Origin of the sequence: Pseudoalteromonas distincta (assembly GCF_000814675.1) — a bacterium.
In the GTDB taxonomy this organism is placed as follows: Bacteria; Pseudomonadota; Gammaproteobacteria; order Enterobacterales; family Alteromonadaceae; genus Pseudoalteromonas; species Pseudoalteromonas distincta.
In genome coordinates this window covers 15406-37682 of record NZ_JWIG01000025.1, presented here as the reverse complement: position 1 = coordinate 37682, position 22277 = coordinate 15406, and the positions used below count along the sequence as shown (strand labels likewise).

At 39.1% G+C, this 22277-nt stretch carries 20 protein-coding genes, 1 other RNA gene and 1 pseudogene; 13 read left to right on the top strand and 9 right to left on the bottom strand.

Going from position 1 to position 22277, the window contains the following annotated elements; genetic code table 11:
* Nucleotides 1–19: 19 nt before the first annotated feature.
* From QT16_RS15675 to QT16_RS15665, 3 genes and pseudogenes are all read left to right on the top strand, one after another.
* Nucleotides 20–577: a sigma-70 family RNA polymerase sigma factor gene (locus QT16_RS15675; RefSeq protein ID WP_032827217.1), complete on the top strand. Its 558-nt coding sequence runs from the start codon at nucleotides 20–22 to the stop codon at nucleotides 575–577.
* Complete coding sequence (locus QT16_RS15670) at nucleotides 577–1329, top strand: DUF3379 family protein (protein WP_039489227.1); 753 nt, start codon at nucleotides 577–579, stop codon at nucleotides 1327–1329. Before QT16_RS15675 ends, QT16_RS15670 begins: the two co-directional genes overlap by 1 nt.
* Before the next feature lie 164 nt (nucleotides 1330–1493).
* Nucleotides 1494–2348, top strand: a pseudogene (locus QT16_RS15665) (Tim44 domain-containing protein).
* Nucleotides 2349–2395: 47 nt separating this feature from the next.
* Here QT16_RS15665 and ggt read toward each other — a convergent pair.
* Entirely contained in the window at nucleotides 2396–4069 is a 1674-nt protein-coding gene (gene ggt / locus QT16_RS15660) for a gamma-glutamyltransferase (RefSeq protein WP_039489224.1), read from the bottom strand.
* 98 nt (nucleotides 4070–4167) lie between these two features.
* Entirely contained in the window at nucleotides 4168–4710 is a 543-nt protein-coding gene (locus tag QT16_RS15655) for a GNAT family N-acetyltransferase (RefSeq protein ID WP_039489222.1), read from the bottom strand.
* Between the two features lie 51 nt (nucleotides 4711–4761).
* Between QT16_RS15655 and QT16_RS15650 the strand changes: the two genes are divergently transcribed.
* The gene (locus QT16_RS15650; protein ID WP_024596750.1) at nucleotides 4762–5127 is read left to right on the top strand and encodes a hypothetical protein; all 366 of its coding nucleotides are present in this window, start codon (nucleotides 4762–4764) and stop codon (nucleotides 5125–5127) included.
* A 101-nt stretch (nucleotides 5128–5228) separates the two neighbouring features.
* Here the strand turns inward: QT16_RS15650 and fabB are convergent, their stop codons facing one another.
* The gene (fabB, locus tag QT16_RS15645) at nucleotides 5229–6440 is read right to left on the bottom strand and encodes a beta-ketoacyl-ACP synthase I (RefSeq protein WP_004335606.1); all 1212 of its coding nucleotides are present in this window, start codon (nucleotides 6438–6440) and stop codon (nucleotides 5229–5231) included.
* Between the two features lie 179 nt (nucleotides 6441–6619).
* On the opposite strand from fabB, the gene mnmC reads away from it, so the two are divergent.
* From mnmC to QT16_RS15630, 3 genes are all read left to right on the top strand, one after another.
* Nucleotides 6620–8629 carry a bifunctional tRNA (5-methylaminomethyl-2-thiouridine)(34)-methyltransferase MnmC2/FAD-dependent 5-carboxymethylaminomethyl-2-thiouridine(34) oxidoreductase MnmC1 gene (gene mnmC, locus QT16_RS15640; RefSeq protein WP_039489218.1) on the top strand — a complete coding sequence of 670 codons (2010 nt, stop codon included), beginning with the start codon at nucleotides 6620–6622 and terminating at the stop codon, nucleotides 8627–8629.
* Between the two features lie 67 nt (nucleotides 8630–8696).
* Nucleotides 8697–9020, top strand: a complete 324-nt coding sequence (locus QT16_RS15635) for a hypothetical protein (protein ID WP_004335602.1) — start codon at nucleotides 8697–8699, stop codon at nucleotides 9018–9020.
* Nucleotides 9021–9202: 182 nt separating this feature from the next.
* Complete coding sequence (locus QT16_RS15630; protein ID WP_039489216.1) at nucleotides 9203–9838, top strand: SDR family oxidoreductase; 636 nt, start codon at nucleotides 9203–9205, stop codon at nucleotides 9836–9838.
* 176 nt (nucleotides 9839–10014) lie between these two features.
* Here QT16_RS15630 and QT16_RS15625 read toward each other — a convergent pair whose 3' ends face one another.
* The gene (locus tag QT16_RS15625) at nucleotides 10015–10773 is read right to left on the bottom strand and encodes a sulfite exporter TauE/SafE family protein (RefSeq protein ID WP_039489214.1); all 759 of its coding nucleotides are present in this window, start codon (nucleotides 10771–10773) and stop codon (nucleotides 10015–10017) included.
* Nucleotides 10774–10959: 186 nt separating this feature from the next.
* Between QT16_RS15625 and QT16_RS15620 the strand changes: the two genes are divergently transcribed.
* The 3 genes from QT16_RS15620 (at nucleotide 10960) to QT16_RS15610 (ending at nucleotide 13564) form a co-directional block, all read left to right on the top strand.
* Entirely contained in the window at nucleotides 10960–11964 is a 1005-nt protein-coding gene (locus QT16_RS15620) for a YHYH protein (protein ID WP_052201178.1), read from the top strand.
* A 35-nt stretch (nucleotides 11965–11999) separates the two neighbouring features.
* Nucleotides 12000–12296: a hypothetical protein gene (locus tag QT16_RS15615; protein ID WP_039489211.1), complete on the top strand. Its 297-nt coding sequence runs from the start codon at nucleotides 12000–12002 to the stop codon at nucleotides 12294–12296.
* 161 nt (nucleotides 12297–12457) lie between these two features.
* Nucleotides 12458–13564: a hypothetical protein gene (locus tag QT16_RS15610; protein ID WP_238719450.1), complete on the top strand. Its 1107-nt coding sequence runs from the start codon at nucleotides 12458–12460 to the stop codon at nucleotides 13562–13564.
* A gap of 98 nt (nucleotides 13565–13662) precedes the next feature.
* Here QT16_RS15610 and ssrA read toward each other — a convergent pair.
* Nucleotides 13663–14019, bottom strand: a transfer-messenger RNA (tmRNA) gene (ssrA, locus tag QT16_RS20660).
* 263 nt (nucleotides 14020–14282) lie between these two features.
* Here ssrA and QT16_RS15605 point away from each other — a divergent pair.
* Nucleotides 14283–15908, top strand: a complete 1626-nt coding sequence (locus QT16_RS15605) for a flagellar assembly protein A (RefSeq protein WP_039489206.1) — start codon at nucleotides 14283–14285, stop codon at nucleotides 15906–15908.
* Here the strand turns inward: QT16_RS15605 and rnt are convergent.
* The gene (gene rnt / locus QT16_RS15600; protein ID WP_002961267.1) at nucleotides 15892–16596 is read right to left on the bottom strand and encodes a ribonuclease T; all 705 of its coding nucleotides are present in this window, start codon (nucleotides 16594–16596) and stop codon (nucleotides 15892–15894) included. The two genes, QT16_RS15605 and rnt, sit on opposite strands and share 17 nt — an antisense overlap.
* A gap of 202 nt (nucleotides 16597–16798) precedes the next feature.
* On the opposite strand from rnt, the gene QT16_RS15595 reads away from it, so the two are divergent.
* Entirely contained in the window at nucleotides 16799–17677 is an 879-nt protein-coding gene (locus QT16_RS15595; RefSeq protein WP_039489204.1) for a flagellar protein MotY, read from the top strand.
* A 302-nt stretch (nucleotides 17678–17979) separates the two neighbouring features.
* Here QT16_RS15595 and QT16_RS15590 read toward each other — a convergent pair whose 3' ends face one another.
* The gene (locus tag QT16_RS15590; RefSeq protein WP_039489202.1) at nucleotides 17980–18840 is read right to left on the bottom strand and encodes a DMT family transporter; all 861 of its coding nucleotides are present in this window, start codon (nucleotides 18838–18840) and stop codon (nucleotides 17980–17982) included.
* A 216-nt stretch (nucleotides 18841–19056) separates the two neighbouring features.
* On the opposite strand from QT16_RS15590, the gene QT16_RS15585 reads away from it, so the two are divergent.
* Entirely contained in the window at nucleotides 19057–20259 is a 1203-nt protein-coding gene (locus QT16_RS15585) for an aromatic amino acid transport family protein (protein ID WP_082007325.1), read from the top strand.
* A gap of 73 nt (nucleotides 20260–20332) precedes the next feature.
* On the opposite strand, the gene QT16_RS15580 is transcribed toward QT16_RS15585, so the two are convergent.
* Nucleotides 20333–21523: an amino acid aminotransferase gene (locus tag QT16_RS15580; RefSeq protein ID WP_002962951.1), complete on the bottom strand. Its 1191-nt coding sequence runs from the start codon at nucleotides 21521–21523 to the stop codon at nucleotides 20333–20335.
* Nucleotides 21524–21603: 80 nt separating this feature from the next.
* Nucleotides 21604–22263: a GAF domain-containing protein gene (locus QT16_RS15575; protein WP_039489449.1), complete on the bottom strand. Its 660-nt coding sequence runs from the start codon at nucleotides 22261–22263 to the stop codon at nucleotides 21604–21606.
* Between the last annotated feature and the right edge of the window lie 14 nt (nucleotides 22264–22277).

Genomic DNA, 22277 nt, shown 5'->3' with positions numbered 1-22277 from the left:
TTTAATTAAAAAAGTGCTTATGCTTGGAAAGAAAAAATCAAACAATCAGGTCTTAATCGATATGGCAGAGAAACAAAAGCGTTATGAAGCCTTGGTCCACGTTTACAATAAAGAGCTTTATCGCTTTGCTTATTGGTTATGCCGTGATCCGCACATAGCAGATGATTTAGTACAGGAGACGTTTTTACGCGCATGGCGTTCACTCGACTCTTTACTTGATCAAAAGGCAGCTAAACCCTGGCTGCTTACTATATTACGAAGAGAAAACGCACGCCGATTTGAACGTAAACAGTTTGATTACAGCGACGTAGAAAACGATACGCTTGTTGATGAAACCAGCCATTCATTAGACGATGAAATGGAACAAACGGTAATTCAACGCCAGATTGCACTGCTATCTGATGAATACCGAGAACCATTATTACTGCAAGTTGTAATGGGCTGCTCTGGTGAAGAGATTGCAGGCATACTTAATTTAAATAAAAACACGGTAATGACTCGTTTATACCGTGCCAGAAATCAACTTAAAGAGGCTTTAAGCCGTGATGATGAACAACTTAAAGGGGCATCAAAATAATGGATGAACTTGAGTTTCGTCGCCGCACTATTGCGCAGCCAAACGATATTGACAAGGAGCTTATGGAGTTTGCTGACAATAACCCAGAGCGACAAAGTTTTATTAACGATATGAAAGATTTTGATAAATTCATTCAAGATTCTTTAGATATACCTGTGCCTGAAAATCTTGCAGACCGCATTCTTTTAAACACATCGTTAAAAGAAAAAGCACTCCAAGAAGAACAAGCAACAGGCAAAAACGTGGTTGATGCTCGATCGCGTTTTAAGTTTGACCGTGTACATCTTGCGTTAGCAGCGTCTTTTGTAGTGGCGATTAGTGCCTTCTTTTTTAGTACAGAGCAAAATATTGCACACGAAGCGGGTGAGCATGCTCTTGCCCATGTGTACTACGAAATTAATGCGCTTGATAAAAAAGACCCCATTAGCCTACAAAGCGTTAACGACAAGCTTGCAGTATTAGGTGGTCATCTTGATGAACTTCCTGGCGCTGTAACTTATGCCATGTTTTGTGATTTTAAAGGCGAAAAAGGACTGCATTTAATATTTGAGTCTGACTTTGGTCCTATGACAGTATTTATAGTGCCTTCTGAAAATAAATCATTCGGTTTTGGGGATGACAACTTCCGCGATGAGCGCTTTGAAGGTCACATTAATCGTGGCTCACAAGCTGATACTATTTTAGTGGCAAGTCTTGGAGCACCTCTAGATACATACAATGAACGCGTTACTGGCGCAATTCGTTGGCTTTAAAATAGACAAATTTACCGCTTAGTTTCTACTGAGCGGTTTTTTGATTATATACTCACCAACAAAGCGTTTCTTCACTCCCCAAAACCTCTGATTTTTAAAGTAATTAATTAAATTCCTAAAGAAAGTAAATTATAATCGCGGCTCGATTTTAATTAGGGAATTTCATGAAGAACATCATCGTTATTTTTTCATTATTGGCATTATTATGTACTGCCAGTTTTGATGCACACGCACGTAAAAAGTTTGGCAGTAGTAAACGCGGACAGACACCTGCAACACAACAAACAGCGCAAAAACAACAAACAGATACAACAACACCTAACGCTACACCTAAAGCCACATCAAATAAAAAAGGCATTATGGCAGGCGTTTTTGGAGGGCTTTTAGCGGGTGGCTTAATTGCAGCAATGTTAGGCGACGATTTTGAAGGTTTTCAGCTATTAGAAATGATTTTATTAGCTGGCGGACTCTTTATTTTATTTAAGCTAGTAACGGGCTTTTTACGTGCTAATCGTGCCCCACAACTTGCCAGTGCAAGTACAAGTGCTCAGCAAAATGCTTTTAAACAAGCACCTATCGAGCAACCAACAAGTACAGGCTTTGCAAGCAGCGCCCCACAAGGTGAAAGTGTGCCTTTTAATTTACCACCTAACTTTGACGTTAATGGCTTTTTGCAAGGTGCCCGTAGTCATTACCATACGCTACAAACTGCATGGAACAATGCCGATTACACCACAATGGCTGAATACTTAAGCCCTGCACTTGTTGCCGAGTTTAAAGCTGAACGTGAAGCTATACAAAGCGTAGAAACAGAAGTGATGTTTATTGATGCCGAACTTGTGCGCGCAGATACAAACGCGCAATCGTAGCAGATTAGTGTTCGCTTTAAAGGTAAGTACCGTGATTTAGGCGATAAAAAAGAAGAGCCTATTTTAGAAATTTGGCACTTAGAGCGTCTAATTTCAGACGACGCTCCATGGCTAATAGTGGGTGTTGAAGATTTAATTGATACTCAATAATTTTGTATTGTTTAAAGCACCGCGCTTTTAGCGCGGTGTTTTTTTATTTAAAAAACAATTGATTTACCACGTCCTGATGCTTCAGAAGCGGCATCTAATTGGCCCTCTTTATTAATAATAACGTGTAAGTCACCAAAGTGATTCTCATCTATGGTGTAGCCCATTTTTGTAAGCTCTGCTTTTACGCTATCGGTTAAACCTATGTGTGTTCTAATTATATTTTTAGGCCACAGTTGATGATGAAAACGAGGGCTATTTACAACCTGCTCTGCAGTCATATCAAACTCTACCGCATTTAAAATAGATTCGTACACAGAGCTAATAATGGTTGTGCCACCAGGCGAGCCTGTCACCATTTTAACGGTGTTGTCTTTAAGGAGTATTGTAGGCGTCATAGAGCTAAGCATACGCTTGTGCGGCTGTATTTCGTTAGCTTTACCGCCTATTGCACCAAACACATTCATAACGCCTGGTTTGGCGCTAAAGTCGTCCATTTCATCATTTAAAATAAACCCTGCACCTTCAACAACTACACCGCTACCAAACCCTAAGTTTATTGTGGTGGTATTTGCTACAGCGTTACCCATTTTATCAACGATTGAAAAATGTGTAGTTTGCTCACTTTCTTTAAGGCCCGGTTTAATATTTTCGGTAGTAGAGATGGCGGTTAACGAAATGCCATTACTGCGCTCTTTGAGGTAGTTAATATTAGTTAATGCGTTGACTGGTACATCAAAAAAATCAGGATCGCCTAAATACTCCGCCCTATCTGCAAATACACGTTTACCTATTTCAGAAAGTAAGTGTACATACTGAGTAGAGTTATGCGCTAAGCCCGCATCTGGTTTTTGTAACTCATACATTTTAAGCCACTGTAAAATAGCAATACCACCAGAACTCGGCGGTGGCGAAGTAAGTACTTCATAACCATTCCAACTCGCTTTAATAGGTGTACGTGATTTAGCGGTGTAACCTTTTAAATCATCTTGATTAATTATACCGCCATGTTGGTGCATAAATTTAGCAATAATATTTGCAGTTTCGCCTTTATAAAACCCATCTTGGCCGTTATCACGGATACGCTTTAGCGTTGCCGCTAACTCGGGTTGCTTAAATACTTTATTAGCTTTTACATCAGCAAAGTATTTTTCGAAGTTTACATTTATTTTTTGCTCTTTTAGATGGGCTATATAATTGCTCACACCTTTTGCTAACTTAGGCGGAACTACAAACCCTTGCTCAGCCAACGTTACCGCTGGTTGTACTAATTCTTCCCACTTTAAAGTGCCATGTTTTTTATGGGCAAGCCACATACCCGCTACACTGCCAGGTACACCGCTTGCGTGAATACCATATATTGATTTGTTTGCAATAACATTACCTTGCTCATCTAAATACATATCACGATGAGCCGCTGTTGGCGCTGTTTCGCGATAATCTATAAAATCGCCCTTGCCATCTTTTTGAATAAGCATAAATCCCCCGCCGCCAATATTGCCGGCTTCAGGAAGCGTTACTGCAAGTACAAATTGTGCCGTAATAGCCGCATCAACAGCATTACCGCCTTGCTCTAATATACTTTTAGCAGCATCGGCACTGAACGAGTCAGGCATTGCTACCGCGCTTTGCGATAAAGGCTGCGCTAAAACACTAAAAGCAGCGAACTGTAAAACCAGCACACTTTTGACAATTAATTTACTTGGTGCAAAAAACAATCCCATACAACATCCTTAATTTATTATTTTTTAGTTACGCATTCTTATTAATGCACGTCACTTAAGGACAGGTCAATCTTTATACTTTTGATATTTAATCATCTTCAAACGTTTTTTGAATAAAGTACCGCGGGTAAGTCGCCTTGCTCATCTGTATGTGTATAATTTTTTATAAATTGCAGGCCTAACTTTTTCATTATTGTTATAGAGGCCGTATTATCTTTTAGTGCAGTTGCGCTTATCGCCTTAACGTCATCTTGCTTAATGAGTTCATCACATAATGCTAAAGCCGCCTCGGTTGCATAACCATGCCCCCAACTCGCTTGTTTAAAGCGCCAACCTATTTCAATATCACTGTAGTTTGGTGCATCAGTAAAAAAGCCCATAGGCCTTATTAATACCCAACCTATAAATGTATTGGTTTGCTTTATAGTGACACTCCACAGCCCCCAGCCTTTAAGCTCATTTCGATATGCGAGCATACGAGGCACTCCCTCATTTTTTATTTGCTCTAAAGAGGTAGGTTCACCTCGTGTTAAATACTGCATTACAGCTGGGTCTTGGTCGAGTTCAAATAATTGAGGCCAATCATGCTCATTCATTAATTTAAAATTTAATCGTTTTGTTACGGGGGCGTTCATTTTCATTGTTGTATAGTCTGCCTCGAATTAATTATCAGTCTCTAAAGGAGATAGCACATGAATAAATTAGCAGGTTTAGCTTTATTAGGCACTTTAATTACATTAACTGGTTGTGAAGATGCCAACGAAGTAAAAGAAGATGCAAAAGATAAAAGCGCACAAATGCAAGAAAAGCTTGGTGATGCATGGAACGACGTTAAAGAGACAACTAACGATCTTAAAAATGACGAGTCTTTAAACGAGCTATTAGAGCAAAGTAAAGCAATGGGCTTAGACATGTACGACGACGGCAAAGAGATTGCGGTTGACGCATGGATTAAAAGCAAAGAAGCTGCTGGCGAGTTAACTGAAAAAACTAAGCAAAAAGCGCAAGAAATTGCAGACGAAATTGAGCAAGCGCGTCAAGAACATAACGAAGGTTAATTAAACTTTCGATAATAAAAAAGGAAAGCCTCGGCTTTCCTTTTTTGTTTTGGGCTATTTAGCCCAGATATGTGTTTGCATATAGGGCTTATAAGCTAAAATTAACCTTTGTACTTACTCATAACTAAAGTCGCGTTTGTGCCACCAAAGCCAAAGCTATTAGACATTACAGTATTTAACTCAACATCACGACGCTCAGTAATAATATCTAAACCTGTCGCTTGCTCATCTAGCTCATCAATATTAATTGAAGGTGCTACAAAGCTGTGCTCTAGCATTAATAATGAGAAGATAGCTTCGTGAACACCTGCAGCACCTAGGGCATGACCCGTCATTGCTTTAGTTGCACTGATCATTGGTGATTTGCCACCAAACACTTCTTGTATCGCACCTAACTCTTTAACATCGCCTACAGGCGTTGATGTGCCGTGCGTATTTAGATAATCAATACTATCTACATCTTGCATAGCCTGGCGCATACAACGTGCTGCACCTTCGCCAGATGGAGCAACCATGTCGTAGCCATCTGATGTTGCACCGTAGCCAACAATTTCAGCGTAAATGTGCGCGCCACGTGCAAGTGCATGTTCAAGTTCTTCAACGACAACAATACCGCCGCCGCCAGAAATAACAAAACCATCGCGATTAGCATCGTATGTACGAGATGCTTTTTCAGGTGTTTCATTGTATTTAGTAGAAAGTGCGCCCATAGCGTCAAATTCCATTGCCAATGTCCAGTGTAGCTCTTCACCACCACCAGCAAACACAACGTCTTGCTTGCCAAGCTGAATTTGCTCTACGGCATTACCAATACAATGCGCAGATGTTGCACATGCAGAGCTAATTGAATAGTTAACACCTTTAATTTTAAATGGTGTTGCTAAACAAGCAGATGTAGTGCTCGCCATAGTGCGTGGCACCATATAAGGCCCTACACGTTTTACGCCTTTTTCACGTAAAATATCAGCAGCTTCTACTTGCCATTTAGACGAACCACCGCCAGAGCCAACAATAATACCCGTGCGCTCATTTGATACTTGGTCGTCAGACAAACCTGAGTCTTCAATTGCTTGCGTCATTGAAATATAAGAGTAAGCAGCAGCATCTCCCATAAAGCGCATTGCTTTGCGGTCAACGTGTGCTTTAACGTCAATATCAATTTTACCCGATACGTTACTACGTAACTTATAATCGGCAAATTCTTGATTAAAAGCGATGCCGCTTTTGCCCGTTTTTAACGATTCTAATACTTCTTCTTTGTTGTTACCTATACTTGATACAACACCGATACCTGTAATTACAGCTCTTCTCATGGGTAATTCCCTTAGCTTAATACTTAATTGCATTCTATTTTACGCGAATTTAATCACCTAAGTGGTCAGCTTTCTAGCGTACACTTGTACTCTGAACTGCTAGCTTATAAATAACGCCAGACTATTTCAAAGAAAACCCGTAAAATAATTAAAAAATATATCTATAAAATTAAAAAATCATGATCAAAAATGCACATATACACTTTAATAATTTAGGTACACCTTTCGCTAATGACTTCGGTGATATTTATTTTTCTAATGACGATGGCTTAGCTGAATCGCATTATGTGTATTATGAGCAAAATAATATAGATGCACGATTACAAAATCATGACCAGCCACATTTTGTTATTGCCGAAACCGGCTTTGGTACAGGTTTAAACTTTTTAAATACGTGGCAACGCTTTACTGACCACCTTGCACGTCAACAAGTTCAAAATCAATTAGATAATGGTGTTAAACGCTTACACTTTATTTCATTTGAAAAATATCCACTGCACATAGACGATTTAAACAAAGCACTACAGGCATGGCCATCATTAAGCGCCTTTAGTAACAAATTATCTAAACAATACCCAATTAATTTAGAAGGATGCCACAGACTCGAATTTGACAATGGACTTGTTGTTCTCGATTTATACTTTGGTGATGCACTTGAATCAATACAAGCAATGAGCTATCCGCAAACAGGAATTGTTGACGCTTGGTATTTAGATGGTTTTGCGCCAAGTAAAAACCCCGAAATGTGGCAGCAAAGTTTATTTAATTCTATGGTCAATATATCAAGGGCAAGTGCAACCTTATCAACATTTACTTCAGCAGGTTTTGTTCGCCGTGGATTAATTGATGCAGGCTTTAATACTAAAAAAGCCAAAGGCTTTGGCCAAAAAAGAGATATGCTTGTTGGCCAACTAGAGTGCGTAAATGATGCTCAATCAGCTCCTGCATATTTTCATCAAGATAGCAGCGCTTTAAAAAATGTAGCGATCATTGGCGGCGGTATAGCCAGTAGCTGCATTTTATATAGTTTGGCTAAACGAGGCATAGCAAGCCAATTATTCTGCCAAGATGAAAAACCAGCTATGGGGGCATCGCACAATGTGCAAGGTGCTATCTACCCTCACCTACAAGCTAAAAATTCACCGCACAGTGAATTGTTCGCACATAGCTTTTTATACGCAAAGCGCCTATATAACAACTTACTTAGCAGTGGTTTTAATTTTGATTACGATTGGTGCGGCGTATTACAACACGCAGTAAAAAGGCCTCTGGCCGATAAACATGAAAACTTAGCACAAAAACAACTGTGGCCAACCCAGCTAATGCACAACGTAACCGCAGAGCAAGGCGACGAAATAGCCGGCGTAGAAACAGGTTATTCGGGCGTGTTTTTTGAGCAAGGCGGCTGGGTTAACCCTCCGCAATTAGTAAACGCCATGTTAAGCGCTGCAAATAGCATAAACCCATTTAAAAGCATATTTAACTGCAATATAAAACAGCTTAAAAAAACTGACAGCGGTTGGTTTTTATTAACGAATGATGAGCAGTTAGGTCCTTTTAGTGATGTAATTATTTGTGCAGGCGAGCACAGCGATGCATTTGAGCAAACAAAAGCGCTACCAATAGTAGGCGTACGCGGGCAAGTTTCACATATTGAGGCAAGTGAGCAATCACGCAAACTTAAAACAGTGCTGTGCCATAAAGGGTATTTTACCCCAGCCTATTTAGATCATCACTGTATGGGTGCAACGTTTGAAAAAAACACCAAAAGCCGTCAAGTTACAGCGCTCGACAACCAGTTAAACCAAGAGCAACTACTTAGCTTTTATCAGCAAAGTGAATTTGCCTCAACCCTTGGCAATATTACCTCGGCAAAAGCAGCTGTACGATGCACATTTATAGATCACCTACCAATGGCAGGGCAATGGTGCGAACAAAGTGATTACACTATGGCTTTTGCTAACCTACGTTTAGGTAAACGCTATCAATATGAGCAACTTAATAAGCCACAACAAGGCCTACATATTTTTACCGGCTTTGGCGCCCGCGCTTTATGTAGCGCACCGCTAAGTGCAGAACATCTCGTAAGCTGTTTAAATAACGAGCCCCGCCCATTAAGCGAACGTGTAAGCCAAGCTATTCACCCTGCTCGGTTTATAGTACGAGATTTAATTCGTAATAAAATTTAAATGACAAAGGTGCTTATTGAGGTAAAATGAGTACCAATAAATGGAATTTATTATTTAAAGGACTTTAATGAAAACTTTAGCATTTTTAATAATACTGCTATGCACTCTATCGTTTAATGTACTTAGCCAAAACGTCACTGAAATCCCACTTCCTGAAGAGTTTGTTACAACAATGGATGTAGCCGGCGAATATCCAATGGTTCGCACTGGTTATTTAACAGATTCAATTTCTGATATCGCTCGCTTTTATCAGCAAAAATTAGGAGAGCCGTTAAAAACAAACGGCAATAATACATATCGCACTTTGTTTTATAATTACCAAGAACATAAAGTTCGTATTAGTCTATATCGCCGTAGTTATGTGACCGAAGTGAGTATAATGGTTGAATAAAAAGTTCTAAAAAACACCCCAAAAGCAGCTAATTTTAATACTCAGTTAAGTATTGAATTTTAATTAAAGTATTTTTTGAAATTAGCTCATTTAAACTCTTTTTTACCCTTTAAAAATTATCCCCTACCCCAAGGTCTGTTTGTAAGCACATTACTTTTACTATTTATTGGAAGGAGTTAATTATGAGTAAGACCCTAATTATTGGCGCAAGCGGACAAATAGGTAAAATGGCAACTGAGCTACTTTTAAAAAATGAGCAAAACGTTGTGGCATTAGTGCGTGACAAAAACAAGCTAAGCGATTTAAACAGCTCTTTTTTAACTATTGTTGAGCAAGATCTTGAAGGCGATTTTGGTGATGCAATAAAAGGCTGTGACCAAGTGATTTTTGCTGCAGGTTCTGGCGGAAGTACGGGCGATGATAAAACTGTACTTATTGATTTATGGGCTGCAACTAAAGCAGCTACCTTTGCAAAAGAGCATGGCGTTAAACACTTTATTATGGTCAGCTCAATCGGTGCAGACGACCCAGATTCGATTCAAGGTGATTTAAAACCTTATTTAGTTGCCAAGCACATGGCTGACGAGCACTTAATCAATAGTGGTTTAAATTACACCATTGTTCGCCCTGGTACACTGACTGATGATAGCGCTTCAATGCAAGTAACGACGCAGCGACCAAGTGATCGTTCTGAGGCTAAAATTAGCCGCGAAAACGTAGCCAATGCATTATTACATATTGCGACTAACTCATTTATTAGTAACCGCATTTTTGAGTTATTTGATGGTGACAAACCAATTAAAGCCGCTGTTAAATAAGCTTTAATACCAATTTATTTAAACGTATAAACAATTATTGCAGATTAGTATAGTTCATCGATAAGCCAAAAAATTACAGTGTAGTTGCTCTGCATCGGTAGTTTTTAGGCAATGAATTATTTAATCCGCTTAAGTGATTTATGTTTAATAAAATTAAATTTACTCCACTAATTAAATTAGTGGAGTAATATTTTAATACCTTGCCAACCGAGTTGTAGCGTTAATAACGTTAAAACGACTCTAAAAATACGCTTAAATTTATCCCCAGACATACTTTTAAGTAATTTAATTCCAAACCAAGTACCTACAGCACCACTTATTACCATAGCAATTACAAGCGGTATCCATTGCCAAAAGCTAAAGCCAACAGCACCATAAATTACCGCTTTTAATAAATGCTGCACACTCATAATGCTCGAAAACGTTGCCGTAAACTTTAACTTTTCGTAATTATTTATATATAAACAGCTACCAACTAATGGCCCGCTCGCCCCCACAAACATAGAAATAAAAGTTGTTATGCCACCGGCGACCATGCGCCATAGCTTAGAGGTTAGTTTTACTGGCGGCGTTTTACCCCACAGTAAATAAATAACAAAAATAGCGACCACTAACTTCATAGCATCAAGCGATATATCATCAATAACAAAACTTGATAACCCCGACCCTACTAAGCCGCCTAACGCAAAATATACAAACATGCTTTTATCAATATGCTTAAAGCTGAGTAATAACCTATTTGCATTAGAGCCAAGCTGTACTAAACCATGCACAGGCACAACAACTGCCATAGGCATAAACGACGCCATAACAACAAGCAACATTAGCCCGCCACCCGCACCAAATGCAGCAGATATAAAAGAAGTAAAGCCAGCGGTGATCATCATTAATAAAAACAAAAATAAAGACATACTGTCGGGAAGTAAAAAGTCCATAAAACTCCACTGCCTATTTAGGTACTTTAAAGTCGCAGTATTTTAAACAATAAAAGGTACAACATACACCTATAGCAAGTGTTATAAGCCTCTATTTCAGGCAATGTATTATGTTGCGTTGTTTTTGCACTTTGTTTGCACATTTAACAAATATTATACATTCAACTTCATTACCGGATATTTCTGATGAGAAAACTTAACGCACCAATTTTAGCACCGCTTGCAGTGTGCATACTTGCACTGAGTTTAGCTGCCTGTAACGGTAGCGATACTCAAAGTAGCGTCGTAACTGAAACAACCACCGATGAGGGCACTACAACAGATACTTCAACCGATTTCGTTGTAGAAGTTGACCCTTTTAACTTTGAAAGCGATGCGCTCATTTCATCAATTACCACTCAAACATGTACGCTAAGTAATGGCGATGAAGCTTCATGCTACAAAATTGATATTGCCGGTGCGCCTTCAAATTACGAGATTGGTGTATTTTGTCCTAGAAATATCACATCAACAGCAGACGAAGCCGGTATTTGGTTTGATGGCACCGGTGAGGTTTACGATATAACTGGCGACTTTATTTTAAATCTACCAACATTATATAACGATAACCATTGGCAGCTATACGACGAAGGTACAGGCCTTGTAAATGTAACAGACACACAAGAATCGTGTGATGGTGCTGCACGTCCAAACGTAGAGGAGCAATACCAAAACCACTGCGTAGAATGCTCTATTGATTATGTTGATGGCGGTATATCAGAATCATTTTTAATACCAATAACGCCTGTTGCAACCACTCAAAATAGCAGTATTGGTAACACTAATGTAGGTGTTGCTCTCAATGGTGTTGTACTTGCTGCACCCGCCCCTGTTGAGGCTATTTTAGGCGCATACACTATTGCAGCCTTTGATGATTGCGCCGGGCATATTAACTTAGTAGCAGGTTATCACTACCACGGTGAAGCAGGCTGTAGCCAAACACAAATCCAATCAGACGGTCATGCCGCCATGATGGGTTATGCACTCGATGGATTTGGTATATTTGGCATGCTTAACGAAGATGGATTAGAACCCACTGATTTAGACGAATGTAGAGGCCACACCGACGATACACGCGGATACCACTACCATGCAGCCGATGTATCTGAAAACATGTTTATTGGTTGTTTTAAAGGTGCTACCGCAAGATAACTCGCATTCTGGCCAAATAATTAACTGAGATACTAATGAAAATATTTAACGTAATAAAAGCCCTAACCACTGGCTTTTTACTTGCAACCTCATGCTCAGCGCTAAGCCATGCAGGCCACGGCTCAAACGTGCCTTGGGAAGCATGTGAAGAAAAAGCCATTAATGAAGATTGCAGCTACATAAGCCATGATAAAAAAGCGACAGGCACATGCCAAGCAATGAACAAAGTACTTATGTGCGTTCGAAATAAACCACTTGAAACATTAATAGACAAAGCAACCCAACCTGCCAGTGAGCAAAAGCAATCTGTAAAATCACTCGCAAAACGATAAAGTAAAGTAACAGCTACACGCCAAAGTCTTAACGCTGTTTGTTAAGACTTTTTTAATCACAAATCATTAGAAAGCATACCCTTTATCTGTTAAATTAGCTTTGTGTATCAAATAATAAAAATAAAATTCCAAAAATGGAATTACACAAGCAAGGTACTAACGTGAGCGCTACATTTAAAATTGTTTTTAATGGTCAGTTATATCAAAATACTGACCTTACCTCTGCCCAAGAACAACTCAGCCAACTTCTTAATATTCCTCATAATATTGTTGTTCAGTTATTTGATGGAAAAGCTTACGCTTTAAAAAAAGACTTATCGAGTATTGATGCTGTTAAAACAGAATCCTCACTAAAAAAGCTAGGATTAATTACTAAAGTAGAACCGCAACTCTCTACTGTAATCTCTCAATCTAAAAATAATCAAATAGCACTCACTGAGCACAGTAAAAATACAGATAAACACATTAGTGAAAGTACTGACGGCAAAAGTATTTCAATACAAACCGAACGCCTAGATACAAGCGAAGCCTCAAATACAGCTGCAGCTATTAAGCAAAGTTATAATAAATATAAATTACTGCGTAACACTTTAAAAAGCGCATTGTACTTTTGCTATTGCGCACTTTGTATTATTACCATAATAGGCGTAGGGATCAGTGTTAATGCACTTAAAAACAACTTTGGCACTCTAAATATTGGAACTACAAATAACACAACTACAAACAGCTTAAGTTACCAAAGCTATAAACAATATTTGATTGATCAAAATAGCCTAAATCAACCAACACAAAAAGTAACAAACGAGCGAACAGCTAACCCTACCCTACAAAAAAGTAATGAGTACTTTAGTCGCTTTTCATCGCTAATAAATAGCTACGCGCAAAGTACAGGACAAGCTGATATAAAAACAATGGGGGGCGATAAATTACAACAGCACCTACAAGAAATAGACGACCTAGGCCCTAAAAATGAATTTTGGCAGCAACTGGTACAACTTTCAAAAGGCTTAGATAACGATAAGCATGCAATAGGGATGCTAAACAATACTGATCCCGCCAAAGTACAATGGATAAACGCGGTAGATTGGATCAGCCAAAGCTATATTAGGCAACATCAAAACTCGCAAACTACAAACAACTCCCCTGTCACTACCTACGAGCCAAGTAACCCTATACTTAACCTAACGTTGTTAATAAGTATGCTGTCGTTATTTAGCCTGCTTGTGATTGCAATAAAAATGAAGCTACGCGCAATAAGACATTCTTAAACTTTATTTTATAAATTCCATAAAAAAACCCGCAAATTTGGATTAACAAATTTGCGGGTTTCTTATGGTTTTCGAATAACGAGTTCAAAAACCTTTATTGGTGGAGCTGGGGGGATTTGAACCCCCGTCCGAAAAGCCTCGACCGTCGGTACTACATGTTTAGTATTGTCATTTAATTAACCTTTAAGTCCCGGACAAACACGGTAAATAAAGGCGAGGCCGCTTAGTTTTAACGCTTCAACCCCGGCCAGGGTTTCCGTCGCGATCAGGTGTTAGGGTGACACTCCAAAATCCAGTCCACAAGAATACATGGAAGGAGCGCTAGCCAGCCTAAGCTGCTAGAGAGTAGTTATCGTCGTTTGCGATTACTTTAGGTTGCGGCTGTTTAACGAGGCAAACCGCACCTCGACATGCACCTTGGGCTTCTTGAATTCCGTCGAATCCTAATCAGCCCCTGAATTAGTAACTCAATTCAGAGCGTACAAACAGTATAACTGAGTAAAGTACTGATACTCAAGGCCTAGTAACGCTTTATTTTAATTGCGTGCACTAACCGAGCATTAAGTAACCAAAATTTAGTTTATGCAAGCCCATATAAACATTTGCTTAACAATGTGTTTAACCTGTGTTCAAATAAGGAGTTAAGGTTTTTGTCATTTCTAAACCTTTAGTTGTAAAAAACAAAAATAATAACAGGCATAGAGTAGGGAATTAATAAATGTCGGTTTTTTCATTTGATCAAAATACAGGGTTTGTCTCTTTAGTTAGTCACCCTATTGATAGTGGCTTTCCTGTTACAAGTACTCAGTTAACGCAAATGCTCGAACAATCTGAGTTTAGTGAGTACGAAGCTGTCATTGCCAATATTGGAAAGCTTTTTGCGCCAACTAAAAACTATCAGGAAGTATCACTTGTCGTTGCTAAAGCGGTAGATGCGTCGCTTGTCATTAATATTGATGAAAAAAACATGGTCGCAGAAGCAACATTAACTACCGCTAAAGGTGGTGCGCTTTTGTCTATGGAAGGTGCGCAAAAAGCGCTTGCTAATGCAGGTGTTAAAAAAGGAATAAGCCCACGCGCGCTTGATACCTTTTTAGGCCAGCAGTTTGAAAAACCAGCAGGAAGCTCTTATAGCGCCATAATTGCACATGGGCGTAATCCTAAAAAAGGCAGCGATGCTAAATTTGTGCGTTTATGCTCAACAGCCCAAGACCGTGTGCTTAGCCCACAAGCTAAAGAAGGCGGTAAGGTTGATATGAAAAACCTTGGCGCTATTATCACCGTAAAACCTGGTACTCCCTTAATGCAGCGTATTGCCGCTACCCCTGGAGAAGATGGTTATACGGTATTTGGCGATTCAATTAGTGCAAAACCAGGTACAGATCACCAACTCCAGCCTTTCGAAGGTACAAAAGTAGATCCTAATAACCCTAATATGCTTATTGCCGACTGCAAAGGTGTGCCCGTTGCCCTACCCCGTGGTATGCGTGTAGATGACGTTTTGTGCTTTGATAACGTAGATGTAAGTACAGGCCACGTTGATTTTGATGGTAGCGTAATTATTACTGGCGATATTAAAGACGGCATGCGTGTAAAAGCCAATGGTGATATTACGGTACTGGGTTTTGTAGAATCAGGAGCTGTTGAAAGTAAAAGTGCGGTAACCATTATGCTTGGCGCAATTGGTAGAAAACGTGAAGGCGAGGAAGCATTTACATGCTCTATAACCGCTCAACGAACTATTTCTATTGGTTATGCTCAGTACTGCAATATTAAATCAGAACAAGATTTATTTATTGAACGCCAAGCTCTACATTGTGATTTAAGCGCTAGGCGATTAATACGTGTAGGCAAAGCAAATGATCCGCGAGGTAAAATTATTGGCGGTAATATTTTAGATGCTATGCGCATTGAAACAGGTGAGCTGGGCGCGCCAGCTGGTACTAAAACGCGCGTATTTTTAGCGCAACTCTGGTTTGAGCTTCGCCAAAAGCAAACACAAATAACCGATTTTGAAAAAGTACTTGCGACTAAAGTAACCGCTTTACAACAGGCTCGTGAAAAAGCGAGTAAAATTGCGGGGGCTGCTCAGCGCCAGCAATTCATGAATAAGATAACTGAAAATGAAAAGCATATAAAAATACGCTCTGCACATATTCATCGTCAAAAACTACTTATTAAGCAAAAAATAGTGCAATTACTTGCCAGTAGTCGTTTAAAAGTAAATGAATTAATGCACCCTGGTGTGGAGCTTAAAATAGCGAAAGATTCTAAACAATTTTCGCGTATTTACCCGCCCCACCTAGTTAAGCTAACTGAGGGTAAAATTACTCAGACGTTTTAGTTTCTTCGTTATTTTGTGTCTCAGTTTCAACTTCGCCATTTGCGTCGCAATCATCAGTTGGCGCTAATGGCCAACCACCTAATTGCTGCCAGCGATTTACTATTAAGCAATAAAGCTCAGCTGTACGTTCTGTGTCGTAAAGCGCTGAGTGTGCTTGGCTGTTATCAAACTCGATACCTGCCGCTCTACATGCTTTTGCTAATACAGTCTGCCCTAACGCTAAACCCGCTAAAGATGTTGTATCAAAGCTTACGAACGGATGAAATGGCGTACGCTTAATGTTATTACGCTCTATTGCTGCATTTAAAAAGCCATGATCGAATGCGGCATTATGCGCCACAATAACTGAGCGTTGGCACCCTGCGGCCTTTTGCGCTTTGCGTACTACTTTACATATTTCTTTAATTACTTCGTCTTCAGGTACTGCGCCACGTAATGGTGAAAACGGGTCTATACCGTTAAAGTCGATGGCTGCTTGTTCAATATTAGCGCCTTCGAATGGCTGAACATGAAAATGAACAGTATGATCTATGCTGAGCAGTCCTTCGTCATCCATTTTTAAAACAGAAGCTGCTATTTCTAACAAGGCATCTGTTTCTTTGTTAAAACCTGCAGTTTCAACATCAATAACAACAGGAAAAAATCCACGAAAGCGTTTTGCGAAAGGTGTTTGCTCAGTATTTGCCATAGTCTTCTTTGTTTATACGTGTAAGCTGACTATTATGTCAAAATTGATGCCCCCTAGGCTAGGGGATTTAAGTATTTATTGCTTTAAAATTGTAGGCACATAACTTGCTTTAACTTATAAGTTAGTTACGTAGAGAACAAACTAATCATTGCAGTCGTTAATTTGCCAAATTATTGGCATTCCCGGATAGCTGGAGAGCACCATGAAGTATAAGTTGTTATTTATTAGCCTTAGTATAAGTGCAGTGCTTTACAGTACTCACTCGCAAGCTGCTATGCGCCAATACTCAGCAACCCAAGACAACTCCAACTGGGAAGTCGTTAAAACAACGCGCTTACAATGCCAATTAAATCATGAAGTTCCTTATTATGGGGAAGCTATTTTTAAAGCTTCAGCAAGTAAAAATAAAAACTTAACGTTTAATTTAGATATGGTTGTACGCCCAGATAATTACGCAATTGCTGGTTTAAAAGCCGTGCCACCGTCTTGGCGAGCAGGCTTACCGGCCCGTGATATTGCAAATATGAAATTACTTAAAAAGTTTGATGGTGAGCTGGGTAATAAAACCGCATGGGAGATGCTTAGCGAGCTTGAAAAAGGCTACTACCCTACTTTTTATTATCAAGACTGGCAAAACAGTGCCGATAAAATTGCCGTTGGTATATCGAGTGTAAACTTTAAACAAGCTTACTGGGCTTTTTTACAATGCCGTGATGAGCTACTCCCTTACAGCTTTGAAGATATTTCGTTTACTGTAATGAACTATCAATCTAACAGCAGTAAATTAACTAAATCGTCGCAACAACGCCTTGATAAAATTGCTGAGTATTTAAAAAATGATGCAAGCATAGAGTCCATTAGTATTGACTCATACACTGATAGCTATGGCGGCCGCTGGAATAACTTAGATTTATCGCGCAAGCGCGCCAAAACTATAAAAGATTATATGGTGAGCTTGGGTGTCGATGAAGCAAAAGTGCAAACCACCGGCTTAGGCGAAAAACGCTTTGTTGATAATAACGATAACATTTTAGGCCGAGACAAAAACCGTCGTTTAATTATTCAAATAGAGAAAATGTAGTAAAACTAATTGTGTTTACTTTCTTTAGCTTTAAAAACTTATCACCAAATTGAAAAAAACTTAGGGCCTGTTTGTCTTTCGAGATTAAATTTGCAGCAGTACGTTTGGTATTTAGGCAAGGCAGAGCCTATGTAGTGTGGTTATTCCCCATAAATAGGCGATAACGTAGCATTAATGCCAAACATGCGCTGCCCGAAGGGTTCTGCCTAGGGGAAATTTACTCTTTGTTGCTCGGTTTTTACTTAGCCCACTAGGTTACAAACCTCGCGCCGCGATTAAATCGCCCCTAGGTTGAACAAACCTTAATCCTGAAAGATAAACAGGCCCAGACTAATTAAAATAATAACCGCACCAATGATTAGCTCTTGGCTTAATGGCTCATTGTTTAGCCAAGCTCCTAAGCCTAACGCAAAGCTAGGAGTTATGAGCGTAGTAAGTGATACCGTACTCGCATTTAGATTTTGCAGTACATGAAAATACGCCAAAGCCCCAACTAAAGATCCAAACACACCTAAATAACCAATTGCCCACAATGATTTTGCACTCCAGTTCTGTATATGCAACTGACCATCTAATAACCACCAAGCAATAAAAAAGAGTGGGGTTACAAAAACTAAGGCACCAAATGTTGTTGCCATAGGGTGAATCGCAATTTGTACGCGCTTAATCATCACACCACTTAAACTAAAAAAGCAAACAGCCATAAACACATAAAGTAACCCAAGCCCTTGAGTTTGCGAGTTTTGTACTTGGTTATAACTAACAAAATATAAGCCGATTAAGGCGCACGCTAACGCCACTAATTTAATCGGGCTAAATTTAGGTTCATTTAATAACTGCTGAGCAAGCAAACCCGACAAAATAGGTGCAAGGCCAAACATAAGCGAAATAATACCCGAAGGGACTGTTTTAGCTGCCATATAGCTCAACAACATACCGCCAAAAATACCTATACTTGAATAAAAATAAAGTAAGCACGCATTTTTGCTCCAAGGTACTCTAATGTTTGTTATGGCAACAATTAAACCACCTAAAAACAACCCCACCAGCATACGCATTAATACAGCAAGCGTTGGCGATAGTGTTTCACTGCTCCACACAATCCCCAGAGGTGTAGTAGACCAAATGAGAACCATAAAAAAATACGATACTTTTACCGGCACATGCCAATCCTTAGCGTTTTATAACGCAATCCAACGTACATAAAATTATACCCTCACCACCCTATTTTAATACTTTTAAATGCATACAAGTCCTTAATAAATACAGTTGTAAATTGTAAGTTACATTTTAATACCGCTCTTTTATTACAAAACTATTTGAGATTTGAGTAACTAGTTATATCGTGCATGTATATTAATAATAATTAAGGTAATTAAGTGCTTAAAAATAAAACAACTGGAAGCATGTTAATTGTTGCAGGCACAACTATTGGTGCAGGTATGTTGGCATTGCCAATAGCATCTGCCGGGCTTGGGTTTAGTACTGCGCTTGCATTAATAATTGCTAGCTGGTTACTAATGACCTACACCGCACTACTCATGCTAGAGCTACATCAATATGCACCACGCGATGCAACGTTAAATACGTTGGCTAAATTATGGCTTGGAAAACGCGGACAATACATCGCGAATTTTTCGATGGTTTTTTTATTTTACGCTTTATGCGCTGCTTATATTGCAGGTGGTGGTGCACAACTTCAAGCGCGTATAAATATAGGCTTTGATGTAGATATAGTCCCACAGTTTGGCTCTGTGATTCTTGCTGTTATTATTGCAAGTGTAGTAACGCTAGGCACTAGCAAGGTAGATAAACTAAATAGAGTGTTATTTACAATAAAAATTATTGTATTAGCTAGTTTGTTTTACATGCTAACCCCTTATGTACAAGGTAAGCATTTATTAGAAATGCCTGTAGAGCAAGGGTTAATCCTTTCAGCTATACCGGTTATATTTACTTCGTTTGGCTTTCATGGCTCTATCCCCTCTATTGTTAAATATGTTGGTGTTGAAATAAAAGTACTGCGCAAAGTAATGATTGCTGGAGCCGCCCTACCTTTAGTTATTTATATTTTTTGGCAACTACTTAGCCAAGGTATTATGAGCCAAGCTGATTTACTCAACAGCCAAGGTCTTAATGGGTTTGTATCTAGCGTGGCAAGTATTGCGCATAACCCAAGTGTGGCAACGGCCGTTAAGTTATTTGCTGATTTAGCACTTGCGACATCATTTTTAGGGGTGAGTTTAGGGTTATTTGATTTTTTTGCTGATACATTTAAAAAAGGCGACAATAAAACGGACCGAATTAAAACGGCCTTGATTACGTTTATTCCGCCACTTGGCTTTGCATTGTTTTATCCTCAAGGCTTTATTATGGCCTTAGGTTACGCAGCAATAGCACTTGTTGTACTGGCAATATTTTTGCCTGTAGCAATGGTTTATAAACAGCGTACGACATCAAATAAAACAGGCTACCAAGTTAAAAGTGGGAATGTTGGGCTTGGTATAGCAGCTATATGTGGCATAACGATTATTGCTGCGCAGTTTATGCAAATGGCGGGGCTTATTCCTGCTATCGGTTAAAGCTTTTTGTTTTAATTTAGATAATAAAAAACCGCACATCATTAGATGTGCGGTTTTTTTATATTAACTGCGTTTATTTACAAACGTCAGCTACAGCATTTGAAAAGTATTCAATATTTGACTGGCTAACACCTGCAACATTTACACGGCTAGAACCAACAATATAAATACCATATTCTTTTTGTAGGCGAGCAATTTGCTCTTTATTAATACCTAAGAAAGAAAACATACCGTTTTGGCGTTCAATAAATGAGAAGTCTTGCGCAATATCTTTAGTTGCTAAGCTTTCCTTAATTAAACTACGTAAGCCATTTATGCGGCTACGCATTTCATCAAGCTCAGAGTGCCATAATTGTGTAAGCTCTGTACTGCTTAAAATAGTATTAACAATATCAGCACCATGCGCTGGCGGCATTGAGTAAATACTACGTACAACGCTTAGCATTACAGAGTTTGAAATATCTGCTGTTGCGCTATCTTTTGCAATTAGTGAACATGCACCAATACGCTCGCGGTATAAGCCAAAGTTTTTAGAACATGAAGAACAAATAATTAGCTCTTCTACTGCATCAGCTAAAATACGTAAGCCACGTGCATCTTCTTCAAGTGAAGCACCAAAGCCTTGGTATGCAATATCAACAAGTGGTGTAAAGCCAACTTCTTTTGCAAGTTCAGCAACTGTGTTCCACTGTGTTTCGTTTAAGTCCATACCGCTTGGGTTATGACAACATGCATGCACTAAAACCACATCACCTTTAGGCACTTGTTTAAGTGTGTTGATCATTTCATCAAACAGTAAGTCTTTATTTTCGTAATCGTAATACGGGTATTCTTTTACTGTTAAGCCTGCAGCTTCAAACAAGCTAATATGGTTAGCCCATGTTGGATTAGTTACCCATACTGTTGCATCTGCATTGCAACGCTTAATAAATTCAGCTGCAACGCGAAGTGCACCCGTACCACCTGGCGCTTGCGCGGTACGCACGCGATTTGCTAGCAATGCTTGATGTTCGCCTAGTAGTAACTGCTCCATTTTTTGGCAGTAATCTAAATTACCCGCTAAACCAATGTAAGATTTGCTCATTTCGTTTTCAAGACGAAACGCTTCAGCTTTTTTAACCGCTTTAAGAACCGGTGTATTGCCTTGCTCATCTTTGTAGACACCTACACCTAAATCAATTTTATTAGGGTTTGTATCTTGTTTATAGGCCGCCATAAGGCCAAGAATAGGATCTGTTGGTAATGGTTTTAATACTGAGAACATTGGCTATCTCTTATCGTTATTTAGGGGTTAGCTGTTAAGCTAAGCTTAACATAAAAGCACATCATGTTGACTAGCGTTATTTACACTAGAAAGTGAGGAATTTTAATACAACATGCAATTAAAACGGCAAGCGTCTTTTCATCAAAAAAATCATTTTTAAAGGCTTCAGCATCTACAATACCAACACATTCATTTTGTGTATTAAATAAAGGTAAGCAGGTTTCTGATTTAACTTTAGGATCGCATGTGTAGTATTCACCACCTTGTGATAAGTACTCTTCAACGTTATTAATAATACGGCCCTTGTGAGACAGCGCAACCTGTACGTTATTACTACCTGCCGCAAATGCTTGCGTTAAAGGGAACAACGGACGACTAGGCGCACCATGATAAGCCAACTTTAATAGTTGTTTACCTTCACTAGTATTAGTTGATTGATAAATACCATACCAATCAACACTTGTTTGTTGCTCAATGTAGCTCACAATACTTTGTAAATTAGCTAGATTGAACTGTGTTTGCTCATCATTTTTAAGATAGTCAGTTAATTTGAATGGCTCATCTTGTAGGTAACCAAATAAACTACACGCACCGCCCTCGCCAAGCTCAGGTATTTGATACTCCCAACATACATCAGGCAAAGCTGTGTTTGCTAAATGTAGCTCAAGCTTTTCAAGCTCTGTTGAAATCAAAGCTGGATTAGCACTTAGTTGTGCTTGTTTTAGGTAAGAAGAAATCATTTGGCCATCCATAC